Origin of the sequence: Sulfitobacter sp. G21635-S1, from assembly GCF_027213915.1 — a bacterium.
GTDB lineage: Bacteria > Pseudomonadota > Alphaproteobacteria > Rhodobacterales > Rhodobacteraceae > Sulfitobacter.
The window spans coordinates 120,068-144,198 of the sequence record NZ_JAPWGV010000001.1 but is presented as its reverse complement, the minus strand read 5'-3'; the positions used below and the strand labels follow the sequence as shown (position 1 = coordinate 144,198).

Sequence of the window (24,131 nt, the reverse complement as noted above, 5' to 3'; positions counted from 1 at the left end):
ACGGGTCCAAGGATTATTCGAATTGGAAAATTGCACTGATCCAGACGCGGCAGGCAGGCAGGGGCAAGCACAACAGCCTGCCACGACGCAGACCTATTTCGAGGCCGCCTCTGCCATCCTTGCCCTGCCGTCGGGCACGATGGAACCCGACATCTCGGCAGAGCTGTTGCAGCGTCACTTTGGGTTGAGTGGCAAGCTTGAAATCCTGTCCTCAGAGGTTGAACGCACGGTGGCGGTCGATCTGGCGGATGGGCGCCGCCTGATCCTGAAGACATCAACCAGACCCGAGGCGCGGGACAGCTTTGCCTTTCAGGCCGAAGCGATTGCAGGGCTGCGGGGGGCTGCGGGCTTTGTCGTTCCGGACATATTGCCGACACTTGGCGGCAGCCTGACCTTTGCCGAAGATGGCATTTGCGGCTATCTGCAAACCCGGCTCGACGGTGTTGCCCTGCACCAGATGCAGGCAACGCCCGACCTGTTGTTCCGGACCGGCAGCGCGCTGGCCCGGCTGGATCTGGCCCTCGCTCCCCTGCCCCTGCCCGCAACCAACCGCCCGATCCTGTGGCATGTCGGTTGCTGGCCACGGCTGATGAATTACGCAAAACATTTGCCCCCCGGGCCGGTTGCCGTGCAGGTCGCCGATGCGATGAAAGACTATGTGGAAACCATCGCACCGCAGACCGGTGATCTGGTCTGGCAGGTCACCCACAACGATCCCAGCCCTTTCAACATGATGGTCACGGATCAGGCTCTGGGCTTTATCGACTTCGGCGACGGCTGCCACAGCCCGCGCCTTCAGGATCTGGCCATTGCCGCAAGTCATGTCGTCACCGACCCGGACTTGCTGTTGGGTGGGGCTGAATATCTGATTGCCGGCTATGCCTCGGTCCTTCCGCTGACGGCGCTGGAGGAAAGCCTGATCATCGGGCTGATGCGTGCACGGCAAAGCGCATTGATCCTGATCAATTACTGGCGGGCCCATCTGTTTCCGGATGACGCCGCATACATCAAAAAAAACGTCCAGCGTGCCGAGAATGGCCTTGCCATACTTGCGTCGCGGACCGCCCCGTCCTGTCGGCCGGCCATGCAAACAGCCCTCGCAACGCTTCAATCACAATACCCCTCACGTCCCTCTGCAAAGTAGGAAACCGTCATGACCAGAGATCTTATGCCGAACCGCTACAGACCCGGGCAATCCGCCCTTCCCCCGCGCGAGGCTGCTCTGATTGCGCGACGCGATGCTGTTCTGGGGGCTTCCTACCGGCTTCAGTATCGCCAACCGGTGCATTTTGTCCGTGGCGAGGGCATGTGGCTCTATGATCCGGACGACCGGCCCTATCTGGATTTTTACAACAATGTGCCGTCGCTTGGTCACTGCAATCCGGAAGTGAACACCGCGATGGCGGAACAAGCGGGCCGGATCAGCGCCAACACCCGCTATCTGGAGCCGCAGCTGGTCGATTATGCCGAGCGGCTGGTCGCCACCTTCCCCACCGGGATTGATCGGGTGGTATTCACCTGTACGGGCAGCGAATCCAATGATCTGGCCCTGCGCATCGCACGGCTTTGCAGTGGCAACGAGGGGGTGATCGTCTCTGATTATGCCTATCATGGTACCAGCGCAGCGGTGGCCGCGGTCTCGCCGAACCTGGGCGATGCGGTCGTGTTGAGCCCGAATGTGCGCATGGTGTCGCTGCCCGGCCCCGCCGGTGTGCCGGAGGCGCAGGCCGCTGCATTTTTCGAGGCGCAGGTGCGCGCCGCCGTCGAAGACCTGAACCGCCGCGGTATTGGCGTGGCCGCCCTGTTGATCGACAGCATCTTTTCCAGCGATGGCGTCTGTGTGGACCCCCCGGGGTTCATTGCAGGGGGCGTGGCAGCGGTACGAGAGGCCGGAGGCCTGTTGATCGCGGATGAGGTCCAGCCGGGCTTTGGCCGGACCGGCAGCCATATGTGGGGGTTCGAACGACACAAGGTTGTGCCGGATCTGGTGACCCTTGGCAAACCGATGGGCAACGGCTTTCCCATCGGTGCCGTTGTGGGGCAGCGGGAACCCTTGGACCGCTTCGGCAACACCGCGCGCTATTCGAACACCTTTGCCGGCAACACGGTGGGCATCGCGACGGCCAATGCCGTGATGACGATTTTGCAACGGGACCGGATCCAGCAGAACGCCCTTGCCATGGGCCAGCGCCTGCGCGCCGGTCTGGAAAAGATCGCGCAGCAGCAACCGGGCATTCGCGCCATCCGCAACGCCGGCCTGTTCTTTGGCGTGGATATGGGCGGTGAAGATATGGCGCTACACGCGCAGCGGGCTTTTGCCCTGGATGTGGTGAACACCCTGCGTGACGACGGTGTGCTGGTCAGCACGACCGGCGAGAACGAAGATGCGCTGAAGGTGCGCCCGCCGCTCATCTGCGAGGCCGAACATGTCGACCTGTTCCTTGCTGCGGTTGACCGGGCACTGGCAAAGGTCGCAGATGCCAGGAACCAGGGCCTGAAATAACCCCGATTGAGACCATGGTCAGGCTGCGTACCTGCCCTGTCTATGCGGGGCGGGCCCGCCAGGGCGAGGCAACTTCGATCTGCCGGGCAACTTTCAGGACAAGGGCATCATCTGCCATCTTGCCGATCAGCTGCGACGCGATCGGCAAACCCTCGGGTGTCTGATGAACGGGCAATACAATGGCAGGCATCCCGCTGGCATTGAAAGGTGCGGTGAACGGGCTCAACTCGAAGAGACGGTCCAGAAAACCGTCAAGATCGGTCGCCGTCATGGGAAGTGACTTGTGGGGCAATGGCGGCGTTGCCGTTGCCGGGGTGACCATCAGGTCAAACCGGTCGAAATAGGCGGCAAGGCGGCGGACTTCGCGGTTGATCACGGCGGTGCGCTGCAGGTGATCGGAGAGCGACACCTGTCGCGAATACCGCAGGGCGGCGCGGGTCATGGGTTCAAGGCCTGCCAGTTCCTCTTCTCCCAGTTCACCGGCACCGGGGAACAGCCCGGCAAGCGAGGCCAGAAGCACGCGGATCATCGCATCGGTCAGCCCCTGAACATCGAAATCGGGCAGCGCCTCCTCCACCTCATGGCCAAGTCCGGACAACAGCCGACCGGTCTTTTCCGCGGCGGCGGCGCAGACGGGATCTATGGGTTTTCCGTCCAGCCGCGTGGTGACCAGACCGATGCGCAGGCGGCGGGGCGCCTGTTCGATCAAAGCCTCGAAAGGTGTTGAGGGTTTGGCGGTAAAATAGGGTGCGCCGGTGTCGGGCCCTGCGGTCACGTCGAGGATTGCGGCGGTGTCGCGCAGGCTGACAGCCACCGCATGTTCATGGCTGATGCCGTGGTTCGGATCGCCCCGATGCGGCCCGAAAGGGTTCAATGCGCGGCTCGGCTTGAAGCCCACCAATCCGTTAAACGCCGCCGGGATGCGGATCGAACCTGCACTGTCCGTCGCATGGGCGGCGGGCATCATCCCACTTGCAACCGCGGCACCTGCCCCCCCGCTGGACCCGCCCGCCCCCCGTTCGAGATCCCAGGGATTGCGCGTTGTGCCCCAGGCGGCACTGTCGGTTTCCAGCGTCAGGCCAAATTCCGGCGAGGCACTGCGGCCGAGCAAACCGAACCCGGCGGCGCGCAGGCGGGACACCAGCGTTGAATCAAAGTCAAAGACGGTGCCCTTGAAACGCTCCGACCCGTTGGACAATGGCAATCCACGCACCGGGGCATGCAGGTCCTTGATCAGATAGGGCATGCCAAGGAACCGGGGCGTATCGCCCGCTTCGACACGCGCATCCAGCGCGTCAAGCGTCTCTTCAAACGCTGTCACAACAACGGCATTCACCCGGGGATTTTGCGCCTCGATCTCCCTGATCGCGGTTTCCAGAACCGCGCGCGGTGCGATCTGACCCTCTGCGACAAGCCCCGCGAGCCCGACCAGATCGTGGCTCATCCATTCGTCACGTGTCAGCATGATTTCATCCCTGTCCTGGCAACCGGCCATCGCCGCCGGTCACAATGTTCAAAAGCGTCGCATCCTCCGCACTGACCGAGATCAGCGCATGGCCCATGCTGGCGTCGTAATAGGCGCTGTCCCCGGCAGCGAGCCGGATCGGGGCATAGAGGTTCGAATGCAGTTCGACTTCGCCGGTCAGCACAAAGATCATCTCTTCCCCGGGATGGGACACAAGGTGGTCGAATTCTTCCACCGCCCGCGCCTTGACCACGACAAAGGTCGCGTCCATCTGCTTTTGCTTCAGCCCCATGGCAAGGGGTTCGTAAACATAGGTCGCCGCGTCGTGGCCCACACGTTCCGCCGCCCGTGTCACATTCAGGCGGCCCATGGACGGGACCGGCGGCTCTTGTGTTGCGTTCTCTCCCGCCAGCAAGGTCGTGAGGTCAACATCCAGCCCGCGCGCGAGCTTGAGCAGCCCGTCGAAGGTCGGCGACAAGTTGGAATTCTCGATCTTGGAAATGGTCGATCCCGCCATGCCCGCACGGTCGGCAACCTGTTGCAGGGTCATCCCCTTGCCCTGCCGCAACCTGCGGACCTTTCTGCCGAAAGCGCTCAGCGCCTCTTGAGTCTCGACCGGAGCTGCCTTCTCTGGCATCAATATTTCCTTTCGGAATGTTTTTCCTTGACATATTTCGTATACGAAAGTGAGGATGGGCGCAAGGAGTATCACTTTGGCAGCCCTGCTCATCATTGCCTTTATCGGGTTCGCGATCATGGGTGGCGTGGCGATCAGCTATGTCGCCGGATCGGCGGCCGTCCTTGCCTTCATCGCGACGGGGTATGGCAACTATCTGGCAATCATGCCGCAACGGATCTTCAGCCAGATTGACGTGTTCACCTTCCTGTCGATGCCGCTTTTCATCCTTGCCGGAGAGCTGATGACACGGGGCGGCGTGACCCGGGTGCTGATTGATCTCGCAATGCTGATCGTCGGGCGTTTCAAGGGCGGGCTGGGCTATGTGAACATCGCGGCCAGCGTCTTTCTCGCGGGCATTTCGGGCTCCGCCGTGGCCGATGCCGCGGCAACGACCAAGACTCTGGTTCCGGCGATGGTGGACCGCGGCTATCGGGTTGATTTCGCGGCGGCCCTCACGGCGGCCAGCAGTGTCATCGGGCCGATCATACCCCCCTCTATCGTCATGATCTTCTACGGCGCACTGATGAACGTCTCGGTCGCGGCGATGTTCGCGGGCGGCATCGTGCCGGGTCTGCTGATGGCGGCTTTCCTGTTCGCCTACAACGGGTTCGTCGCCCGGCGCGACGATCACCCCGGCGGTGCGCAAACAGAGCTGCCGCCGTTCCGGGACACGGTCATTCGCGCGGTCCCCGCCCTGCTGATCCCCATCGTGATTGTCGGCGGCATCGTCTTTGGCGTGGTCACCCCGACAGAGGCCGCCGCATTGGCCGTGGCAATCACCGTCATGCTGGTCTTCGTCTACCGGCTGCTTGACCGGGACCGCCCCCGCGCGGCATTGCGCCACACCCTCGCGGAAGGATCAAAAGCGGTCGAGACGGCGGCGATGCTCACGGGGTCGATCTTCATGATCCTCTTCGCCGCGGCGGTCTTTGGCTATCTCATCGGCATCATGCGCCTGCCCGAGACAATCGCAGCCACGGTCACCAGCCTTGATCTGGGACCGACCGGGTATTTCCTGATCGCCAGCCTGGTGATGTTCGCCGCAGGCATGGTGATGGATGTGACCATGGCGCTTGTTCTGATGGTGCCTGTCCTGATCCCGGCTGCCATCCTCGCCGGGGCCGATCCGGTGCATGTGGGCGTGGTCAGCTGCCTCAACCTGACGCTTGGCCTGATCTCACCGCCGTTCGGCGGAATACTCATGGTTGTCTCAGCCGCCAGCGGCGTTTCCTACCTGCGGCTGTCGCTGGCCATTCTCCCCTTTCTCGCAGTCCAGGTCGCGCTGCTGATCCTTCTCATTCTCGTCCCCGAACTGACCCTCGCACTGCCGCGACTGCTCGGGCTTATCAACTGAATCCGCACCCTTAAACCAAGGAGAACCACAATGAAGAACATGTTCCGCAAGACATTCTCGGGTCTGGCGCTTGGCGCCGTTCTCACCCTACCGGCGCTGGCACAGGAGGTCCGGATCGCGGTGCAATGCCCCGCCGTACCTGCGTGCTCTGACTGGGTTTACGCCGAAGACTTTGCCGCATCTCTGCGTGAAGGCGGGATGGAAGCAACCGTCTTTGTCGGCGCGAGCCTGGGCAAGGACCCCGAGATCGTCGACCAGCTGTCGCAGGGTCTGCTCCAGTTCGGCGTGACCAATTTCGTGATGATCGCGCAGGTCGATCCGCGCATCCTGGGGTTCCTGGCCCCTTACGTCTTTGACGATTCAGCCCAGTTCTTCCGGGCGACGCAGGGCACCGACAGCCCGCTTCTGGACGGGATTCGCGAAAACATGAAAGGTCAGGGCGTGATGATCGCGGGCTTGCCGGGCCTTGGCGGTCAGATGGGTCTGTTCAACACGAAAAAGGATGTGGCCTCCGTCGCGGATGTCGAAGGGCTGCGCCTTCGGGCCATTGACGCCACGCAGGTCAAGCTGTTCGAAGCCTGGGGCGCGCAGGGTGTTGTGGTGGACATGCCGGAATTCGCAGGTGCCGTGCAGCAGGGCATCGTGGACGGTTATTTCAACCCGCCCGCCGTCCCGCTGATCTTCAAACATACCGAGTTCCTGACACATTTTACCAATCTCAAGGCCGGCACGCCTTTCCGCGCCGCGCTGATGTCGGCGGATTGGTACGAGGGGCTGGATGAGGCGAGCAAGGCCACCGTCGATGCCGCAATCGAGAAGGCGAACGCCAACAACAAGGAATGGACCTTTGCCGCCGAAAAGAAAGAGATCGAGATGTTGGAAGCTGCAGGCGTGACCGTGACGACGCCTTCGGACGAGGCACTGGAAGAGTTCAAGAACCGGAGCCAGGCCGTCTGGGATGAACTGATGCCGGAAGGCTCGGTCGCCGAGATGCAGACCCTGGCAGACGCATCGCGCGAATGAGGCAAATCGTGAAACTGAGCGCGGGGCTGGATCGCTTCTGCCTCGCGCTGGCCAAGGCGGCCCTGGTCGGGATCGCCCTGGTCATTCTGCTGCAGGTGACAGCGCGGTATGGCATGCGCAGCCCCTATGCCTGGACCGAGGAACTGGCCCGCTACCTGATGGTATGGGGCGGTCTGTTGGGTGCAACCTGCGCATTCCGGCGCGGTCTGGACCCCGTTATCGTATCCGTGACCAGCGCCTCCTCCGCGCGGCACCAGCTTCTGGCCCGGGTGGCCCTGGTGGCGGCCCTGGCGATCTTCCTTGTGCCGGTGCTGCATTATTCCTTCTTCGGCCCCAATCTGAACATCGAGCGGGGCTTTGTCTGGCGCGGCATGGGGCGCAGTTCACCGGGTCTGGGCCTCAACATGGCGCTGCTGGGTTCAGTCATCCCGATCACCTGCGTCATTCTCCTGATCCATTGCGCCGCCCGGGTCGTGAGCCCGTTCCCGGCACCAAGAGGCGACGCGACATGAGGGTCATTACGGCAAAGGACGTTCTGGGCCGGATCACGGTGGCCGAGCTTGTCCCGGTGATGGAAGCCGCGATGAAGGACATCTCCGCGGGCGAAGCGCTGCACCCGCCCCGCTTCGTCGTGCCGATCAACGAGGCCGGACGCATGGGCATGATGTATGGCGCATTGCACAATCCCCCGCTGCACGGCGCGAAGGTGCTCAGCCTTTACCCGGATGCGCCGCGCCACGGTTTGTCCAGTCATCAGGGCTTTGTGCTGCTGTTCGAAAGCGAACATGGCCGTCCGGTTGCCGCCATCGAGGCGGACGCGCTGACCGCGCTGCGGACTGCCGCCGTGTCGATGCTTGCCACGCGCAGGCTGGGCCGTGCCGATCCGCGCATTTTCACGATCTGCGGCGCAGGCGAACAGGCAGAGTACCACTTGCGCGGGGCCCTGGAATGTTTCGATCCGTCGGAAATCCGCATCTGGGCCCGCCGTCCGGAGGCCGCCCGGGATTTTGCCGCCCGTTTCCCTGACGCGCCCGTTCCCGTCCGGGTCTGCACCTCGCTTGTCGAGGCGATCACCGGCGCCGATGTGATCACCACTGCGACAGCCGCCCGCTCGGCCTTTCTTGCGGGCGCTGACCTTGAGCCGGGCCAGCACCTGAACCTTGTCGGGGCGAGCCTCGCCGACATGCGCGAAGTCGATGACACTGCCGTCGCCCGGATGCTGATGTTCACGGATTCGCTCGACAGCTCTTCACGGGAATCCGGTGAAATCATGGAGGCACGGGCCGCCGGTGCCATCGGCGCGGCCTATCAAGTGACTGAGCTTGGCGCTGTGCTGGCCGGTGCTGCGACCGGCAGAACATCCGCCACCCAGATCACCGGCTACAAGTCCCATGGATTGATCGTTCAGGACCTCGCGGCGGCCTGGCATATCGCGCAAACACTGGCGTGAGATGTCGGGCGTGAACCGCCTCCGGCACCTAGCCGTCAGGCAGCATTGATCCTGCGGCCATGGGTCAACCCGCTGATCTTTTCAACGATCCCGTCGCTGTCGATGCCATAGTGCCTGTAAAGGTCGGCAATCGCACCTGTCTGGCCAAAGTGTTCGACCCCCAGAGGGATCGTCTTGTGACCCCCGACAGCGCCAAGCCAGGACAGCGTGGCCGGATGCCCGTCGATTACAGTCACCAGACTGCAATGGGGAGAGAGTTCACCCAGCAACCGCTCCACATGGCTTTGCGCATTTGCCTGCCCGCGTGCCCGCGCGCGCTGCGCAGCGGTCCAGCCGGCATTCAGCCGATCCGCCGAGGTGACTGCAAGAACGCCGACATCGCGCCGGTGTTCGGCCAATTCGCCCGCCGCCTTGATCGCCTCTGATGCAATGACCCCCTGATAGGCGATCACCACCTCGCAGTTTGGCCCCGGAGGCCGCAACCAATAGGCCCCGTCGACCGCGCCCTGCTGCCAAAGGTCATCGGCGCGTTTGCCCGGCTGCTCGATAGGGTTCGTCGAGAGCCGCAGATAGACCGAGCCGCCGGTCTCATCGCGCAGCCAGGTACGTTCGTCGGGGTCGCCTGATCCGTCCTTTTGCAAATAGCCAAAGGCCCAGGCCATGATCTCGGCCAGCTCATCGGCAAAGGCGGGTTCAAAGGCGGCCAGACCATCCTGGCTCATCCCGATCAGCGGGGTGCCGATGGACTGATGCGCGCCGCCTTCCGGTGCCAGCGTCACGCCGGAGGGGGTGCCAACCACCATGAACCGCGCGTCCTGGTAGCAGGCATAGTTCAGCGCATCGAGGCCGCGGGCCACAAAGGGATCATAAAGCGTGCCAATCGGGATCAGGCGTTTGCCAAACAGCGAATGGGACAGGCCCGCAGCCCCCAGCAGCAGGAACAGATTGTTCTCTGCGATGCCCAGTTCGATGTGCTGCCCTTCCGGAGTGAACTCCCATTTCGCGGTGGAGGGGATGCGATGTTCGATAAAGGCATCGGTCTGTGCGGTGCGGGCAAAAAGCTTGCGGCGGTTCACCCAGGGGCCCAGATTGGTGGTGCCGGTCACATCCGGCGACATGGTCACGATACGCTCGGCCAGCTTGCTGTCACCCTTGGACAGATCATCCAGAATCTTGCCAAAGGCCATCTGCGTCGAAATCTCCCGCTCGGAAGAAAACTGTATCTCCGGGACAGGCAGCACCGCGTCGTCATAGCGCCTGCGCCCCCGGGCAAAGAACGGCACCGTGTCGAGGAAGGATTGCAGGGCTGCCACATCTTCCACTGCGGCAAACTTCTCCCACTCCTGTCCTTGCGGCACGCCCATATGTGCCTGCCAACCTGCCATCTGGGCCTTCGTCATCAGACCGCCATGGTTGTCCTTGTGTCCGGCAATCGGTGTCCCCCAGCCCTTGATCGTATAGGCCAGAAAACAGGTGGGCCGGTCATCGGTGACGCTTGCAAAAACCTCTGCCATGGTGGTCACGCAATTGCCGCCAAGGTTCTCCATCAGCGCGGCAAGCGCCTCGTCGTCACGCTTGTCGAGCAGGCGGGACACAGGCCCCTGATCGCCAAGGTCCTCCATCAGCCGTTTGCGCCAGACCGCGCCGCCCTGATAGGTCAGCGCCGAATATTGCTGGTTCGGGCAGGCGTCGATCCAGGCGCGCAGCGCATCGCCACCCTCCTCGGCAAATGCCGCGCGCTGCAGGGCGCCGTATTTCACGCGGATGACGTTCCAGCCGAATGCCTCGAAAATCTTTTCGATCCGTTCGAACAGGCCCTCGCGAACCACGCCGTCCAGCGACTGGCGGTTATAGTCGATGATCCACCAGCAATTGCGCAGGTCGTTCTTCCAGCCTTCCTGCAAGGCCTCGTAGATGTTGCCTTCGTCAAGTTCGGCATCGCCCACAAGCGCCACATGCCGACCCTGGGTCAGCTCACCACCCCAGGACTTGGCGGTGATGTAATCCTGAACCAGCGCGCCAAAGGCCGTGATCGCCACACCCAGCCCGACAGAACCGGTGGAATAATCCACATCATCCACGTCCTTGGTGCGACTGGGATAGCTTTGCACACCCTGAAAGCCGCGAAAGTTCTGCATCTTTTCCAGCGTCTGGTTGCCCATCAGATATTGCATCGCATGAAAGACCGGCGAGGCATGCGGTTTGACCGCCACCCGGTCCTCGGGCCTGAGCGCGGAAAAGTAGAGCGCGGTCATGATCGACACCATCGAAGCCGAGCTTGCCTGATGCCCGCCCACCTTGATCCCGTCCTGTTTCGGGCGGATGTGATTGGCGTGATGGATCATCCAATGCGACAGCCACAGGAGACGATCCTCCAGTATTTTCAACGCGGTGGCTTGTTGTAACATTGTGCTTGCTCCGGGGCGACAGTTCAGGTTGCGTATCCACGCGATATTAGCACCACGGATATGCCGTTTCTCACCTATTATTCATTCGATTATATGCTAGGTTGATCATTATCACCAATATTTGGCTATTCTCCGATGTTATCCACCAACCTGGACAGTTTCGACATCGAAATCCTGCACGAGCTGCAGCGCAACGGGCGTGCCACGATAAACGATCTTGCGGAAAAGATCGGTCTCAGCCCCTCGCCCGTCGCGCGGCGGTTGCGAAACCTTGAAAAGGCGGGGGTGATTTCCGGCTATGCCGCCCTGATCGACGAGGCGGCGCTGGGTTTCGAATTTTCAGTTTTTGTCTCGGTCAAGCTGGACCGTCAGGTCGATGATGCCCTGGCCCGGTTCGAAACCGCTGTGCGCGGCTTTCCCGAAGTCGTTGACTGTTGGCTGATGACAGGCAATCGCGACTACCTCCTGCGCGTCTCGACACGCGGCCCGGCTGATTTCGAGCGGTTTCTGACTGGCAAATTCACCAAGGTTCCCGGCGTCGCCTCCATCGAAAGCTCGATTCCCCTGCGGCGTGTCAAAGCCGGGCTGTCACGCACGCTGGACCGGTAGCAGCCTCAGCGGCGGGTTAGAGCGCCCGACCTTAAACTTGAAACACGAATACCCTGCCGCGCCTGCGGCGCTGCGGGGACATTCGTGATACAGGGTCATTCAGATGCAAGGTCGGGCGCTTTAATCGACTGAAAGGGCAAAGGCCCAGCTTAGCGCGCGGTTCACCGCCACGGGCAATACGGACATATGGGTCTCGCCTGCATATATCTCGAACCGGGTCGTGACCCCCCGCGCCGAGAGCGCTGCTGCCATCTCTTCCGCAGCGGCGACGGTGCGGGTCCTGGCCTTTTCCGCCATGCGCGTTTCGGCTTCGGGTCCATTGGCCTGAAACGGTGCCAGCACATCACCTTCCCATTCGCCAGCCGAAAGATGCACCCGCAGTGGCCGACCATCGGCATCAAAGCGGTTCAGATGATCGAGGAGAAAGCTGTCTTCCCAGGTGATTGCCGGGCTTGCCGCAATCCAGTTGGCAAAGGCATCGGGGCGGGTAAACATCAGCCAGAGCGCGAACAACCCGCCAAAGGAATGGCCAAAGAGCGATTGCCGCTGGGGATCGAGCGGGGTCCGGCGCTCGACAAAGCTGCGCACGTCTTCCAGCAAGAACCGCGCCATCTCGGCGCCGCCGCCGGTCCTGACCTTGGGGCCATCGGGGGTGAAGGGCGGATAGACCTGCCCCGGTGGCGGCCCGAGGTCCCAGCTGCGGCGAAAGGAATCGTAAGCGTCGTCGGTCGGATAACCCACGGCAATCAACACGCCCCAGCCAAGGTTGGTGCCAGTGGGCCAGAAGGCCTGCGCGCGCATCGCATCTACGGCTGTGCCAATCACGGCATTGCCATCCAGCAGCCATAGCGCCGGCCAGCCCGAGGCGGGTGCTTTGCCGGGTGGCACCCAAAGGAACACGCGACGGATTTCGCCTGTCACGCGGTCCCTCAGATCAAACCATCGTGTCCCGCCTGATATGGCCAGACCTTCTGCCACTACATTCTGCATCATGCTAAAGCTCCTGAGGTTGAAGGGGGGTCCGGCGGCGCAACGGTATGCCCGGCCAGACCCCTGCTATTCGCGTGGATAAACAACGGGTTTTTGAAAGACGGGATCGCGGGCCACTTCCGCCTGCAAATCATAGAGGGCTGCAACCGTATCCGGTGTGATCACCTGCTCTGCCGGGCCCGCGCAGACCAGCTGGCCGTCGCGCAGCCCCAGCAGATGATCGCAGAACCGCCCCGCAAGGGTCAGCTCGTGCAGCGCCATGACAATGCTGCGCTGGCGTTCGTCCGCAAGCTGGCGCAGCAGGCGCAACAGCGACAACTGATGCTGCAAGTCCAGAAAGGCGGTGGGTTCGTCCAGCAGGATCACCGGCGTGTCCTGCGCCAAGGCCAGGGCCAGCCAGACCCGCTGCCGCTGCCCGCCCGACAGGGCGCTCAGGCGGGTGGCGCGCAGATCGGACAGGCCCGTCGCCGACAGGGCGCTTTCGATGGCGTCATGATCGGTGCCCGACAGCGGCCGGAACGCCTTGCGCCAGGGTGTGCGCCCCTTGGCGACCAGCCCGGCCACGCTCATATCCGGCACCAGCGGCGGGTTCTGGGGCAGATAGGCGATGCTTTGCGCGCGTTCGCGCGCACCCTGGTCTGTCAGCGGATGGCCCTGAAATTCAATCTGCCCCGCATCAGGGTGCTGTATGCCCGCAAGACACCGCAGCAGGGTGGATTTGCCACAGCCATTCGGGCCGACAATCCCGGTCAGCCCGCCCTTGGGCAAAGCGACGGAAAAACTGTCATAGACAGGGCGGTTCCCAAGACGCAGCGAAAGGTCTTCGACGTTGAAAAGAGGATCATTCATGCCCGGGTCTCCTGCCGGTCGCGCCACAGAAAGAAGATCAGATAGGGGGCACCGATCACGCCCATGACCAGACCCGTCGGAAAGACGGCAAAGGGGGTAATCAGGCGCGCCATCAGATCCGCCGCCACCAGCAAACAGGCGCCGGTCAGCGCGGCGGGCCATGTGGCCGGTGCTTCGGCGCCGCTGATTGCGCGCGCCAATGGGGCTGCGACAAAGGCCACGAAACCGATGGGGCCAACGGCCAATGTGCTGGCCGCTGTCAAGGCGGTGACAAGGCCCAGCACCAGAACCCGCATCCGTGACAGATCAACCCCGAGTGACGCCATCACGTCATCGCCCAGCCACAGCAATCCCAGCCGGTGCGCGCGCAGGGCAACCAGCGCCCCACCCGCCAGCAACACCAGCCAGACCCAACCCGCCGTTGCCAGATCGGCACGCGTCAGAGACCCCGAAAGCCAGATCATCGCGCGGGCGGCCTTGGCATCCGGTGCCAGCACCAAAAGAACCGTCGTGGCCGCCGCCGCCGTGGCCCCGATCCCGATGCCGAAGAGCACAAAGGCCAGCGCCCCGCGCCCCTGTGCCAGCAGCGCCACGCAAACCACCGCAATCCCCGCCCCACAGGCCGCCCCCGCCAGCAGCGGCAGGTCCAGCAACAGCGCAATGGCAAAACCAAGCCCCGCCCCCTGCGTCAGCCCGATGATATCAGGCGTGGCCAGCGGATTGCGCGTCAGCCCCTGCATCAGCGCACCCGCCATTCCCAGCGCCATGCCGGCCCCCACCGCAATCAGCAGGCGCGGCAGGCGCAACCCGTAGATCAGGAAATCCTGCCGGTCCAACAGCCCCTGCACCAGCGCCGAGGGGCCAAGCCAGTTGCGCCCGCCTGCCAGTGCCAGCCAGACCAGCACGAGCAGCAAGGCGGGCAAAAAAACGGCCCGCCTCATGTCCGCACTCCGGCGCCGCGCGGCAGCAGCCGGGTCAGCACCATAACCAGCCCGACGCCGCCGAACATGGCCAGGATCAGACCGGCATCAATCTCGCCCGGGCGCACGATCACCCGCCCCGCCACATCGCTGGCCATCAACACCGCCGCGCCCAGTGGAACGCAATAGCCATAGGCCCGCCGCAACGCGGGCCCCGCCAACCCGCGCGCGACAAAGGGCACCAGCAGGCCCAGAAAGGCGATCGGCCCGACGATGGCCACCGATGCGCCGGACAAAACCGTGACCAGTGCCAGCGTCAGCGAGATGGTAACCCGTGGATTACGCCCCAGACTGTGGCTTTGATCCGCGCCCAGCGTCAGCAGCGCCAGCCTGTTGCACAGGAAGATGCCTGCACCCAAAGCGCCGCAGATGGTCAGCAGGGGCACAGCTTCGCCCCGTGACACAGGCGGTATCGCCCCTGAAACCCAGTGCAGATAGCGCGCCTGCGATTGCGCATCGGTCAGGATCAGCATCATCGCTAGCGACAGGCACAATGCTTCGATGGCAAGCCCCGCCAAAGGCAGGCGCAACGCGATGCCTTCGCCGCCCAGCCCGGCGTCGCCACCGGCCAGCAGCCACAACGCCAGCCCCGCCAGACCGGCCCCGGCTATGGCCGATACCATCACCACCCCCGCACTGGCCGACGGCACGAACTGCGCTGTAGCCACGGCCATCAGCGCCGCCCCGGCATTGATGCCGGTGATGCCCGGATCGGCCAGCGGATTGCCCGTCAGGCTTTGCAGCATCAGCCCCGACACCGCCAGTGCCGCGCCCACTGTCATGGCACAGACCGCGCGAAATCCGCGCCCCGACAGCAATCCTGCATCGCCGTGCAACAGCGCCTCGGCCGACATCTGCGCCGTGCCGAACCGCAAGGCGCAGATAAGCGCCAGCGCAAAAACACTCCACAACAGCAGGTTCATATACAGGGGGCGCAGCGGGGCCATGGTTTTCCATCAACATCAGAGGGTGTTGGCGGGCGCAGGGCTGGCTGTGCTGCAGATAGCCCCGGAAACCCTGCGCCTGCAACCCCTGCCAATGGCTTGACAGCGCAACGGCGCCCATGGAATGTCCGCGCACCCAGCAGACGCCAGGTTTTCCCCTCACCAAGGAGAGTTTGATGCGCGCCGTACTGCTGTTTTGCCTGTTCATGATCACCCTGCCTGCCGTGGCAGAGCCGGTCGAGATCACCCACCGTTTCGGCACCACCCGCATTGACGCGCCGCCGCAGCGGATCGTCTCGGTTGGCTATCACGAGCAGGATTTTCTCTATGCTCTGGGCCTTGCGCCCGTGGGGGTGCACGAATGGTTCGGCGCGCGCCCCTTTGCCACATGGGTCTGGGCGGATGCCGCGCGCAAGGCTGTCGGTGCAGAGCCGCAGGTGCAGCGCGGGTTCGAGATTGATCTGGAATGGGTCTGGAAATTGCAGCCCGATCTGATCGTCGCCAGCTTTGCGCCCATGGACGCCGCCACCTATGCGCAACTGTCGCGCATCGCGCCCGTGGTCGGCCCGCCGGAAGGTTTCCCCGACTGGGGCGCGCCCTGGCAGGAAGAACTGCGCCTGATTGCCCGCGCCACGGGCCGGGATGACCGCGCCGAAACGGTGATTGCCGATGTCGCCACCGTGCTGGCCGACACCCGCGCCCAATACCCGGCCTTTGACGGGGCCAGCGTGGCGGTGGCCCATGTCGCGGGCACCAAGCTGGTGGGATATGGCCCTGCAGACGGCGCCAACCGCTTCGTGGCCGACCTGGGGTTTGAGATCCCTGCGGAATTCGAAACCCTGGCAAGTGCGGCAGGCAATTTTTCGGTCAGCCTGGAACGGATCGACCTGTTTGAGCGCGATCTGGCCCTGTGGCTGGGCGATACAGCGGGGCGAGAACTGATCGAGGCGCTGCCCGCCTATCAGGCCAGCGCCCTTGCGCAATCGGGCCGGTCGGTCTGGGCCGATGAAGACGAAACCGGCGCGATGAGCTTTCAGACACCGCTGTCGATCCCCTGGGCCGCACAGCGCCTTGCCCCGAAATTTCAACGCGCGCTGCAAGGGGAAAAAGCGGATTGACACCCGCAATCAGAGCCGTAGGTTGCGCCCACCCAGGTCGCTCCCAGGTGAGTGCTGATCTCTTCATCAGCATATTGCGCATCTTGCATGCGCCGCTTGACAGGACCCGAGATGACAGATTTCCCCGCCCCCCGTTTCCCCCGCATATCGCTGAATGGCATTCTGGCAGGCTGCACGGCGCTGACCTGCATTGCATTGGCGGCGCAGACCGCGCAGGCGCAGGATGGCGATGCGGTGAAATTGCCCTCGATCCTGTTACGTTACGAACTGGATTACTCGGGCCGGGTAGACGGATATCTGGCGCCTGCCACCGAAACCGGGGTGAAATCCGGCGTGCCGCTCAGCGAAGTTCCCCAGTCGATATCCGTTGTCACCTCGACCGAGCTTGAGGCCCGCGCACCCGACGAGGTCGAAGACGCAATTGCCTATGTGCCGGGGATCAACCCCTCGACCTGGGGCACCGACGACCGGTTCGATCAGTTTTCGATCCGTGGCTTCGACATGGGCACAAATGCACTCTACCGCGACGGGCTGCCGCAGAAGGCGCTGAGCTTTTCGGGCTTTACGACCGATCCCTTCATGATCGACCGGGTCGACGTGCTGCGTGGCCCGGCGGGTGTTCTGTACGGGTCGAACGATGCCGGCGGCATGGTCAATCTGGTGACCAAACGGCCGGTCTTTGACCGTCTGGCGGAAGGGCGGCTGAGCTATGGCAGCAATAACACCGCCGAGGCCGGTTTCGACTGGTCCGATACAATCAGCGCCGATGGCACCATGGCCGCGCGCGTCACCGGCCTGCTGCGCAACGGCGAAACCGAGATCGACGGTTCGGACAATGACCGCGCGTTCCTGGCGGGCGGGTTCACCTGGGCGCCGTCGGATAACACCACCCTTACCCTGCTGGGCCACGTACAGCAGGACGCCAGGACACCGCTGATCTTCTCGCCAATCGCAGGAGAAGACTTTGACCCCGCCTTTGGGTCACTGCCCGCTGATTTTGCCTATCGGCAATCGGACTACAACCACTTCGAGACCACCCAGGAATCACTTGGCTGGGAGCTGAGCCATCAGTTTGGAGAAGGCTTCCTCTTTAACCAACGCGTCCGTTTCGCCCATCAGACCACCGATTACGCACATCTTGATTACAGCTATGCGGATGCCTCGGGCCTGCACTATTACGCGTTCCGGAACGACGAAGACGCCAGGACCTTTGGCATCGACAACAACGTGAAATGGGACAGCCAGCTGTTCGGGGCGGACAACAGCCTGATTGCCGGCGTCGACTATCAATACAGCCGTGCCAATGTCACACAATTCTACGACGGCACCATCTATACCCTGCCCTACGTCAATCCGGTCTTTGACTTTCCCGTGGCCGATCCGGCATTGTCGTCGCGCGACCGCAGTGTTTACGAAGAAACCGGCGTCTACCTTCAGGACCACATGAAGTTTGCCAATGGCACCGCGCTTACCGCCGGGCTGCGCTACAGCCGGTTCGAAAACGAAGCCACCGACCTGTTGTCCGGCACCACCAGCAGCCAAAGCGACAGCGCGGCAACAGGCATGATCGGCATCACCCACGAATTCGCCAACGGGTTGACGCCCTATCTCGGCTATTCCGAAGGCTTTATCCAGAACGTCGGCACAACGATCACCGGCCAGACCCTGGATCCGTCGAAAAGCCGGCAGTGGGAAGCAGGTCTGCGCTATCAACCGACGAACGATCTTATGTTCAGCGCCTCTGTCTTTGATCTGCGCAAGACAAATGTGAAAGATTACGACCTTTCAGACCCGACCTTCTCAAGCTTTACGCAGGTGGGTGAAGTGCGCTCCAAAGGGCTTGAGCTTGAAGCGCGGGGCCGGCTGGCCGCCCATACCCAGGGCATTCTGAGCTATAGCTACCTCGACTCGGAAATCACCAGGTCTTCGGACCCGTCCAAGCTCGGTAATGCCAATGCGATGGCCCCGATGCATCAGCTGTCGCTCTGGCTGGATTACGATGCTTCGGCGCTTGTTCAGGGTCTGAGCCTTGGCGCAGGTATCCGCTATGTTTCGGAGTCCTACTCGACACAGAACAACCTGCGGATCACACCCAGCCACACCGTGGCGGACATGGCGGTGACCTATGCCACAAGAAACTTTGACATCAACTTGAACGTCAGCAACCTGTTTGACCGTGACTACTTTGGCGTCTGCTACGATGGCTATGGCTGTGCCAAAGGTGAGGGCCGGGCGATCAAGGTTTCAATCAGCCGACAGTTCTGAGTTCGATGTCGCAGGGCCGGGCCGTTGACCCCGGCCCGCCTCCGGATGCTTTCATGACCGCGACCTGCCCTGAGCATACCAGGTCAATCTGTTGGCCAGGATGCCAACCGAGACATGCAGGATCACGGTCAGACATGCGAGCACGATGAGACTGGCAAACATCAGGTCAATCTTCGCCCGGCCATTGGCGAGCAGCATCAAATAGCCAAGCCCCCGGGAGGCCCCGACCCATTCGCCGATCACCGCCCCGATCGGCGCATAGACCGCGGCAAGCCGCAGACCGGTGCCAAGGCTGGGAAGTGCTTGGGGAATCTGAATGTGCCGCATGAATTGCCAGGTGCCGGCGCGCATCGAAACCGACAGATCGCGGTATCCGGCATCTATGCGCGTCAGCCCGTCATGGAAGGCGGAGGTGACAGGAAAATAGATGATCAGCACCGCCATGACGATTTTCGATCCCATGCCATAACCGAACCAGAGCGTCAGCAAGGGGGCCAGTGCAAAAACCGGCACGGCCTGGGTGAAGACAAGAATGGGCAGCATCAGCCGTTCGGCGGTCTTTGAGATCGCCAGCTGAATGGCTGTTGCAACACCAAGTACCGTGCCGATCAGCAACCCAAGCATGACCTCGATTGCCGTGATCCATGCATTTTCGGCGATAATCACACGGCTCTTGTATGCGGCCTGTGCGACCCGCCAGGGCGACGGCAGGATGAAATGGGGGGCGCCGGTGGCAACGACCAGCACCTGCCACAGGCCCAGCCCGATCACCAGGGCCAGAAGGGTATCGCGCAGCTTCATGCGGCCATACCCCGCAAATGGGCAAGCAACCGGGCCTGACAGGCGAGCGTTTCGGCGGCGTTGATCTCTCTCAATGCGGCAGTTGCAGGGGGTGGCCAGTTTTGCGTCCCTTGCGCCGACATGACGGTAATCTGATCCGCCAGACGGGCGGCCTCGGCGGGATCATGGGTGATCAGCAAAACGGTGCGGCCCCTGAGAACCTCGGCCGCCAGTTCCTGCATGTCGGCGCGTGTGCCGGCATCAAGCGCCGAAAACGGCTCGTCCAGAAAGACGATGGGCCGATCCTCGAACAAGCTGCGCGCGAGGGCGGCGCGTTGCCGCATCCCGCCGGACAGGGAGGCGGGTTTCTGGCCTGCATGGTCTGACAACCCGACCCGGTGCAGAAGATCGCGGGCACGCCCGATGTTCGGGGCCGTGCCCCGCAATCGCGCACCGATACAGACATTGTCCAGCACCGAGAGCCAGGGCAGCAACAGATCCGACTGCGCCATATAGCTGATACGACCTGCCAATGGCATGCCATCCGTGGCCGCAATTGAGCCGTTGAATGTGCCGCCCGTCTCAAGATCGAGGATCAGCCGCAGGATCGTCGATTTGCCAACACCCGACCGACCCAAAAGACAGGTCCATTGTGCACCGGGGATCTGCAGGTCGGTGTCAAACAGAACCCGGTCACCGATCCGGTGCTGGCCCTTCAACATGATCCCCGGTGCCTTGGTCATGCGCCGTCCAGACCCATTTGCCAGAACCCGACCTCCAGTTTTGTCGCCTTGGTAAACCGGTCCTGCAGCGCCGCGGCCCGCGGCGATTGGGGCAGATCACCGACCCGGCGCGCCACGGCAGCGTCGATCATCGCGCCAACCCTTGCGCATACCGCCTGATACTCGGGGTCCGCATAGGTTGCGATCCATGCGGCATAGGGTGTGTCCGGGGCTTTGCTGCCCGCCAAGCGCAAGCCGATTTCACCGTAGCCCATGACACAAGGGGCCAATGCCGCCATGAGATCCAGAAAGTCGCCCTGAACGCCGGCATCCATCACAAAGCGGGTGTAGGCTAGGTTCTCGACAGCTTCCGGCGCGGCAAACAAGGTGGCCTCGTCAATCCCTTCGGCCGCGCAAGTCTCAACATGCAGCGACATCTCGTGATTGACCAATGCGTCAACCGTGCGGGCGCAGATTTTCATTTCCTCAAGCGTTTCCGCTTTGACCACAGCCAGCGACCACGCGCGGGCATAATGGACCAGATACACATAATCCTGGATCAGGTAATGGAGGAACGCGGTACGCGGCAGGGTGCCATCGCCCAGGCCCTCGACGAATGCGTGATGCATGTACGCCTGCCACGCAGCAGCGCTCCCCGCGCGCCAATGCGCGAATGTCTTGCCATAATCCGGTGCCATCAGTTCGCCGTCACGTCGATGGCGATGCTGGACACGGGGTTTTGCGACGGGATCAGCCCGGCCTCATGCAAGAAGGCCTCGAACCTGGCATACCGACCCTCATCCATGGCTGTTGGGCGCAGGGCAAAACGTGGCAATGTATCAACCCAGGCCCTGGCGTTCAGCTCGTCCTGCAACTCGGCCGAGGTGCCGGAAAAGATTTCCCAGCTCTTCTCGGGATTGTTCACCATGTACTGCGTCGCCTTTTCGGTCGCGGCCAGAAAGCGGGCAATCCTGTCTTTGTCCATCGTCTCGGAATTGGCGACGTAGATAAGCTCATCGTAGGAAGGAAGGCCTTCTTCCTCGACGAAAAAGCAATTGCCCCCGACGCCTTCGATTTCCATCTGATTGAGTTCAAAGTTGCGATAGGCACCGATGACCGCATCGACCTGACCAGACATCAGGGAGGGGGACATCGACCAGTTTACATTGACCATTTCCACATCTTCCAGGGACAGCCCATGGTGGCGCAGGATTGTCCCCAGCACCGCCTCTTCGACCCCGCCGACGGAATAACCAACCTTTTTGCCTGCCAGGTCAGCAGGGGTCCGGATCGGTCCGTCCGCGAGGGTCAGAAGGCAGTTCAGCGGTGTGGCGACCAGGGTGCCGACCCGTTGCAACGGCAGGCCTTCATGTATCTGCAGGTGAAGCTGCGGTTGATAGGACACCGCCAGATCGGCCTGTCCGGCCGCCACCAACTTTGGCGGATCGGACGGATCGGCTGGGGCGATGATTGCAACTTCTAGATCCTGTTCCGCGAAATACCCCAGTTCCTGCGCCAGAATGATCGGTCCGTGATCTGGATTGATGAACCAATCGAGCAGCACACTCATCTCATCGGCGGCCATCAGGGGAGAGGCCGCAAAGGAAAGTGCGGCAGTCAAATGGGTCAGTTTCATATCGGTTATCTTCCTGTTGGCGGGCTGTCGCCCATTGCGATTAAGGTGATGTCGCCGCCCCAATAGGAGCGAAGATGACGGGCGGCCTGCCAGGCGCGCAAACCGGTTCGGCAGGCAAAGACCGCGCGCTGACCGGCGGTCGGCGTTGGCCGTTGATCGGCGAATTGCGCCACGGTGAGGCGCCGCGCATCTGTGGTGACCGCGATCACGGCTTCATCCTTGCCGCGCAGTTCGACAACAAAGTCGCCGCCGGTCACCTCGGAGGCGGCGACGAAGGTGAAATCCGCTGCAGGGTCCGGTGCGGTGTCAAACCGGAACCCGCTGGATCGGAAATTCTGCATGTCAAAGCGGATCAGCTGGCCCAATGGGGATGGTTTCTGGCCGATCAGATATGCCAGGGCCATCTGTGCCTGAGCGGCCCCGATCATGCCGACAACGGGGCCCATGACCCCGGCAGTGGCACAACTTTCCGCGCGGTCAGGCAGGTCAGGAAACACGGCGCGCAAGGAGGGTGCCGTCTGGCAAAAGCCGCCCACATAGCCGCCCAGTCGCAAGACAGATGCGCTGATCAGGGGGACGCCCAGTGCCTTGCAGGTATCGGACAGGATATAACTGGTGGCAAAACTGTCGGCGCAATCCAGAACAAGCGTGGCCCGGGACACCAGTGAAGCCGCATTCGCGGGGTCCAGCGGGGTCTCGACAGTGTCGATTGCGCAGGCCCCGTTCAAAGCCCGCAGGGTTTCGGCGGCGACAGAGACCTTGGCCCGACCGACATCCGCCTCGCGGAACAGGGTCTGCCGGTGGAGGTTGGACAGCGAAACCAGGTCACCATCCACCAGGGTCAGCCGCCCCACCCCGGCGCCAGCCAGATATTGCAATACCGGTGCCCCCAGGCCGCCGACACCCACCACAAGGACATGTGCAGCCTGGATTGCCCCCTGCCCTGCAAGACCCACTTCGGGCAGGCAGATCTGACGCGCATATCGGCTCATCTTGTCGCCCTCAACCAGGCGCGGACACGCTCCTCGGGGTATTCGTTCAAGGTGATGTCGGTGACAGCAGCGACCACATCGGCGCCTGCCTCGAATGCCCCCGGCGCGCGGTCGACCGACATGCCGCCGATTGCGATCAAGGGTGTCTTCCCGATCAGCCCGCGCCAGGTGGTCAGCTTTGCGAGACCCTGTTCATGCCATTTCATTTTCTTCAGGATCGTCGGATAGATCGGACCCAGGGCGATGTAATCAGGGGTCAGCGCCATCGCGCGCGCCAGTTCTGCCCTGTCATGGGTGCTGATCCCCAGCCGCAGCTTTGCGGCGCGGATGGCAGCCATGTCTGCGTCATCCAGGTCTTCCTGCCCCAGGTGGATGTAATCGCAACCGGCATCAATTGCGGCCTGCCAGTAATCGTTGACGATCAAGGTGCAGCCATGCGCCACGCAGATCCGTTTCGCACGCTGGATATGGTCGCCTATCACATCCGGCGCTGCGTCCTTGATCCGCAATTGCACCAGTTTGATGCCAAGCGGAACAAGCCGTTCGATCCAATCCGCACTGTCGAAAATCGGATAAAAGCGATCCAATGTCATTCGAGGAACGCCTTTCCGATCACCGGGGTCGACGGGGCCGCCATGTCACGCGGGCCCATCGGGTCGGCGGCATGGGCCAGCTGTCCGGCCCGGATCGCACTTGCAAAAGCCTCTGCCATGGCGGCGGGGTCACCTGCCTTGGCCACGGCTGTGTTCAGCAGGACAGCGTCAAAGCCCATCTCCATCGCGGCGGCGGCATGGGACGGCAAGCCAAGGCCCGCATCAATGACCAATGGCACATCCGGGAAATGGGCGCGCATGGCGCGCAGGCCAAAGACATTGTTCAGCCCGAGCCCCGACCCGATCGGCGCACCCCAAGGCATCAGCACCTCGCAACCCGCGTGCAGCAACCTGTCGGCCACGACCAGATCCTCCGTGGTATAGGGAAACACCTGAAACCCGTCCTCGGACAGAATGCGCGCGGCTTCGACAAGGCCAAAGACATCGGGCTGCAAGGTGTCTTCTTCGCCAATGACTTCCAGCTTGATCCACCTGGTATCAAACACTTCACGCGCCATATGTGCAGTTGTCACCGCCTCTTTGACACTGTGGCACCCGGCGGTATTGGGCAGGATGTGCACACCAAGTTGGCGAATGAGCTGCCAGAAGTCCTGACCGGCGCGGTCCTGACCGGTTTCACGGCGCAAGGACACGGTTGCCACGCCGGCGCCGCTGCGTTTGAAGGCATCCGCCAGGATTGCAGGGGACGGATATTGTGCGGTCCCCAGCATCAGGCCATTGGGCAATGTCGTGCCGTAAAATTCCGACATG

23 protein-coding genes are annotated in these 24,131 nt (G+C 62.6%); 9 read left to right on the top strand and 14 right to left on the bottom strand.

Translation table 11 applies throughout. The features are described 5' to 3' along the window. The first annotated feature begins 22 nt into the window (after positions 1 to 22). Positions 23 to 1,144, top strand: coding sequence for a phosphotransferase enzyme family protein (locus O4H53_RS00735; RefSeq protein ID WP_269360575.1), 1,122 nt, complete (start codon positions 23 to 25; stop codon positions 1,142 to 1,144). A gap of 9 nt (positions 1,145 to 1,153) precedes the next feature. Beyond that, on the top strand, positions 1,154 to 2,503 hold the full coding sequence (locus O4H53_RS00730; protein WP_269360572.1) for an aspartate aminotransferase family protein: 1,350 nt from the start codon (positions 1,154 to 1,156) through the stop codon (positions 2,501 to 2,503). A gap of 40 nt (positions 2,504 to 2,543) precedes the next feature. Here the strand turns inward: O4H53_RS00730 and O4H53_RS00725 are convergent, their stop codons facing one another. Both O4H53_RS00725 and O4H53_RS00720 read right to left on the bottom strand, forming a co-directional pair. Beyond that, positions 2,544 to 3,968, bottom strand: a complete 1,425-nt coding sequence (locus O4H53_RS00725) for an amidase (protein ID WP_269360570.1) — start codon at positions 3,966 to 3,968, stop codon at positions 2,544 to 2,546. Between the two features lie 4 nt (positions 3,969 to 3,972). After that, positions 3,973 to 4,605 (bottom strand): helix-turn-helix domain-containing protein, encoded by a 633-nt coding sequence (locus O4H53_RS00720; protein WP_269360568.1) that lies wholly within the window; start codon positions 4,603 to 4,605, stop codon positions 3,973 to 3,975. A gap of 76 nt (positions 4,606 to 4,681) precedes the next feature. Here O4H53_RS00720 and O4H53_RS00715 point away from each other — a divergent pair, with 76 nt between their 5' ends. Genes O4H53_RS00715 through O4H53_RS00700 form a run of 4 tightly spaced genes read left to right on the top strand, consistent with a single transcriptional unit; the run spans position 4,682 to position 8,474 of the window. Further along, complete coding sequence (locus O4H53_RS00715) at positions 4,682 to 6,001, top strand: TRAP transporter large permease (RefSeq protein ID WP_269360566.1); 1,320 nt, start codon at positions 4,682 to 4,684, stop codon at positions 5,999 to 6,001. A 30-nt stretch (positions 6,002 to 6,031) separates the two neighbouring features. Then, positions 6,032 to 7,024 carry a TRAP transporter substrate-binding protein gene (locus O4H53_RS00710; RefSeq protein WP_269360565.1) on the top strand — a complete coding sequence of 331 codons (993 nt, stop codon included), beginning with the start codon at positions 6,032 to 6,034 and terminating at the stop codon, positions 7,022 to 7,024. An 8-nt stretch (positions 7,025 to 7,032) separates the two neighbouring features. Continuing rightward, the gene (locus O4H53_RS00705) at positions 7,033 to 7,536 is read left to right on the top strand and encodes a TRAP transporter small permease (RefSeq protein WP_269360564.1); all 504 of its coding nucleotides are present in this window, start codon (positions 7,033 to 7,035) and stop codon (positions 7,534 to 7,536) included. Continuing rightward, entirely contained in the window at positions 7,533 to 8,474 is a 942-nt protein-coding gene (locus O4H53_RS00700; RefSeq protein WP_269360563.1) for an ornithine cyclodeaminase family protein, read from the top strand. Before O4H53_RS00705 ends, O4H53_RS00700 begins: the two co-directional genes overlap by 4 nt. A 35-nt stretch (positions 8,475 to 8,509) precedes the next feature. On the opposite strand, the gene O4H53_RS00695 is transcribed toward O4H53_RS00700, so the two are convergent. Next, positions 8,510 to 10,882, bottom strand: coding sequence for a transketolase-like TK C-terminal-containing protein (locus O4H53_RS00695; RefSeq protein WP_269360562.1), 2,373 nt, complete (start codon positions 10,880 to 10,882; stop codon positions 8,510 to 8,512). 135 nt (positions 10,883 to 11,017) lie between these two features. Here O4H53_RS00695 and O4H53_RS00690 point away from each other — a divergent pair, with 135 nt between their 5' ends. Then, entirely contained in the window at positions 11,018 to 11,491 is a 474-nt protein-coding gene (locus tag O4H53_RS00690) for an Lrp/AsnC family transcriptional regulator (protein ID WP_269360560.1), read from the top strand. Positions 11,492 to 11,611: 120 nt separating this feature from the next. Here the strand turns inward: O4H53_RS00690 and O4H53_RS00685 are convergent, their stop codons facing one another. From O4H53_RS00685 to O4H53_RS00670, 4 genes are all read right to left on the bottom strand, one after another. Continuing rightward, positions 11,612 to 12,484, bottom strand: coding sequence for an alpha/beta hydrolase (locus tag O4H53_RS00685; RefSeq protein ID WP_269360558.1), 873 nt, complete (start codon positions 12,482 to 12,484; stop codon positions 11,612 to 11,614). A gap of 63 nt (positions 12,485 to 12,547) precedes the next feature. After that, a complete protein-coding gene (locus tag O4H53_RS00680) occupies positions 12,548 to 13,330 on the bottom strand; it encodes an ABC transporter ATP-binding protein (RefSeq protein ID WP_269360557.1) in 783 nt (260 codons plus the stop codon). Next, complete coding sequence (locus O4H53_RS00675; protein WP_269360555.1) at positions 13,327 to 14,271, bottom strand: FecCD family ABC transporter permease; 945 nt, start codon at positions 14,269 to 14,271, stop codon at positions 13,327 to 13,329. The genes O4H53_RS00680 and O4H53_RS00675 overlap by 4 nt, the downstream gene beginning before the upstream one ends. Beyond that, on the bottom strand, positions 14,268 to 15,257 hold the full coding sequence (locus O4H53_RS00670; protein WP_269360554.1) for a FecCD family ABC transporter permease: 990 nt from the start codon (positions 15,255 to 15,257) through the stop codon (positions 14,268 to 14,270). The genes O4H53_RS00675 and O4H53_RS00670 overlap by 4 nt, the downstream gene beginning before the upstream one ends. 173 nt (positions 15,258 to 15,430) lie before the next feature. Here O4H53_RS00670 and O4H53_RS00665 point away from each other — a divergent pair, with 173 nt between their 5' ends. After that, entirely contained in the window at positions 15,431 to 16,372 is a 942-nt protein-coding gene (locus O4H53_RS00665; protein ID WP_269360552.1) for an ABC transporter substrate-binding protein, read from the top strand. A gap of 111 nt (positions 16,373 to 16,483) precedes the next feature. Then, positions 16,484 to 18,637 (top strand): TonB-dependent siderophore receptor, encoded by a 2,154-nt coding sequence (locus O4H53_RS00660; protein WP_269360551.1) that lies wholly within the window; start codon positions 16,484 to 16,486, stop codon positions 18,635 to 18,637. A 51-nt stretch (positions 18,638 to 18,688) separates the two neighbouring features. Here O4H53_RS00660 and O4H53_RS00655 read toward each other — a convergent pair whose 3' ends face one another. Genes O4H53_RS00655 through O4H53_RS00625 form a run of 7 tightly spaced genes read right to left on the bottom strand, consistent with a single transcriptional unit; the run spans position 18,689 to position 24,130 of the window. Beyond that, positions 18,689 to 19,438 (bottom strand): ABC transporter permease, encoded by a 750-nt coding sequence (locus O4H53_RS00655; RefSeq protein ID WP_269360550.1) that lies wholly within the window; start codon positions 19,436 to 19,438, stop codon positions 18,689 to 18,691. Further along, entirely contained in the window at positions 19,435 to 20,160 is a 726-nt protein-coding gene (locus tag O4H53_RS00650) for an ABC transporter ATP-binding protein (RefSeq protein ID WP_269360548.1), read from the bottom strand. The genes O4H53_RS00655 and O4H53_RS00650 overlap by 4 nt, the downstream gene beginning before the upstream one ends. After that, on the bottom strand, positions 20,157 to 20,837 hold the full coding sequence (gene tenA / locus O4H53_RS00645; protein ID WP_269360547.1) for a thiaminase II: 681 nt from the start codon (positions 20,835 to 20,837) through the stop codon (positions 20,157 to 20,159). The genes O4H53_RS00650 and tenA overlap by 4 nt, the downstream gene beginning before the upstream one ends. Next, the gene (locus tag O4H53_RS00640) at positions 20,837 to 21,775 is read right to left on the bottom strand and encodes an ABC transporter substrate-binding protein (RefSeq protein ID WP_269360546.1); all 939 of its coding nucleotides are present in this window, start codon (positions 21,773 to 21,775) and stop codon (positions 20,837 to 20,839) included. Before O4H53_RS00640 ends, tenA begins: the two co-directional genes overlap by 1 nt. A gap of 5 nt (positions 21,776 to 21,780) precedes the next feature. Next, on the bottom strand, positions 21,781 to 22,767 hold the full coding sequence (locus O4H53_RS00635) for a HesA/MoeB/ThiF family protein (RefSeq protein WP_269360545.1): 987 nt from the start codon (positions 22,765 to 22,767) through the stop codon (positions 21,781 to 21,783). Beyond that, the gene (locus O4H53_RS00630; RefSeq protein WP_269360544.1) at positions 22,764 to 23,360 is read right to left on the bottom strand and encodes a thiamine phosphate synthase; all 597 of its coding nucleotides are present in this window, start codon (positions 23,358 to 23,360) and stop codon (positions 22,764 to 22,766) included. The genes O4H53_RS00635 and O4H53_RS00630 overlap by 4 nt, the downstream gene beginning before the upstream one ends. Next, complete coding sequence (locus tag O4H53_RS00625) at positions 23,357 to 24,130, bottom strand: thiazole synthase (RefSeq protein ID WP_269360543.1); 774 nt, start codon at positions 24,128 to 24,130, stop codon at positions 23,357 to 23,359. Before O4H53_RS00625 ends, O4H53_RS00630 begins: the two co-directional genes overlap by 4 nt. Between the last annotated feature and the right edge of the window lies 1 nt (position 24,131).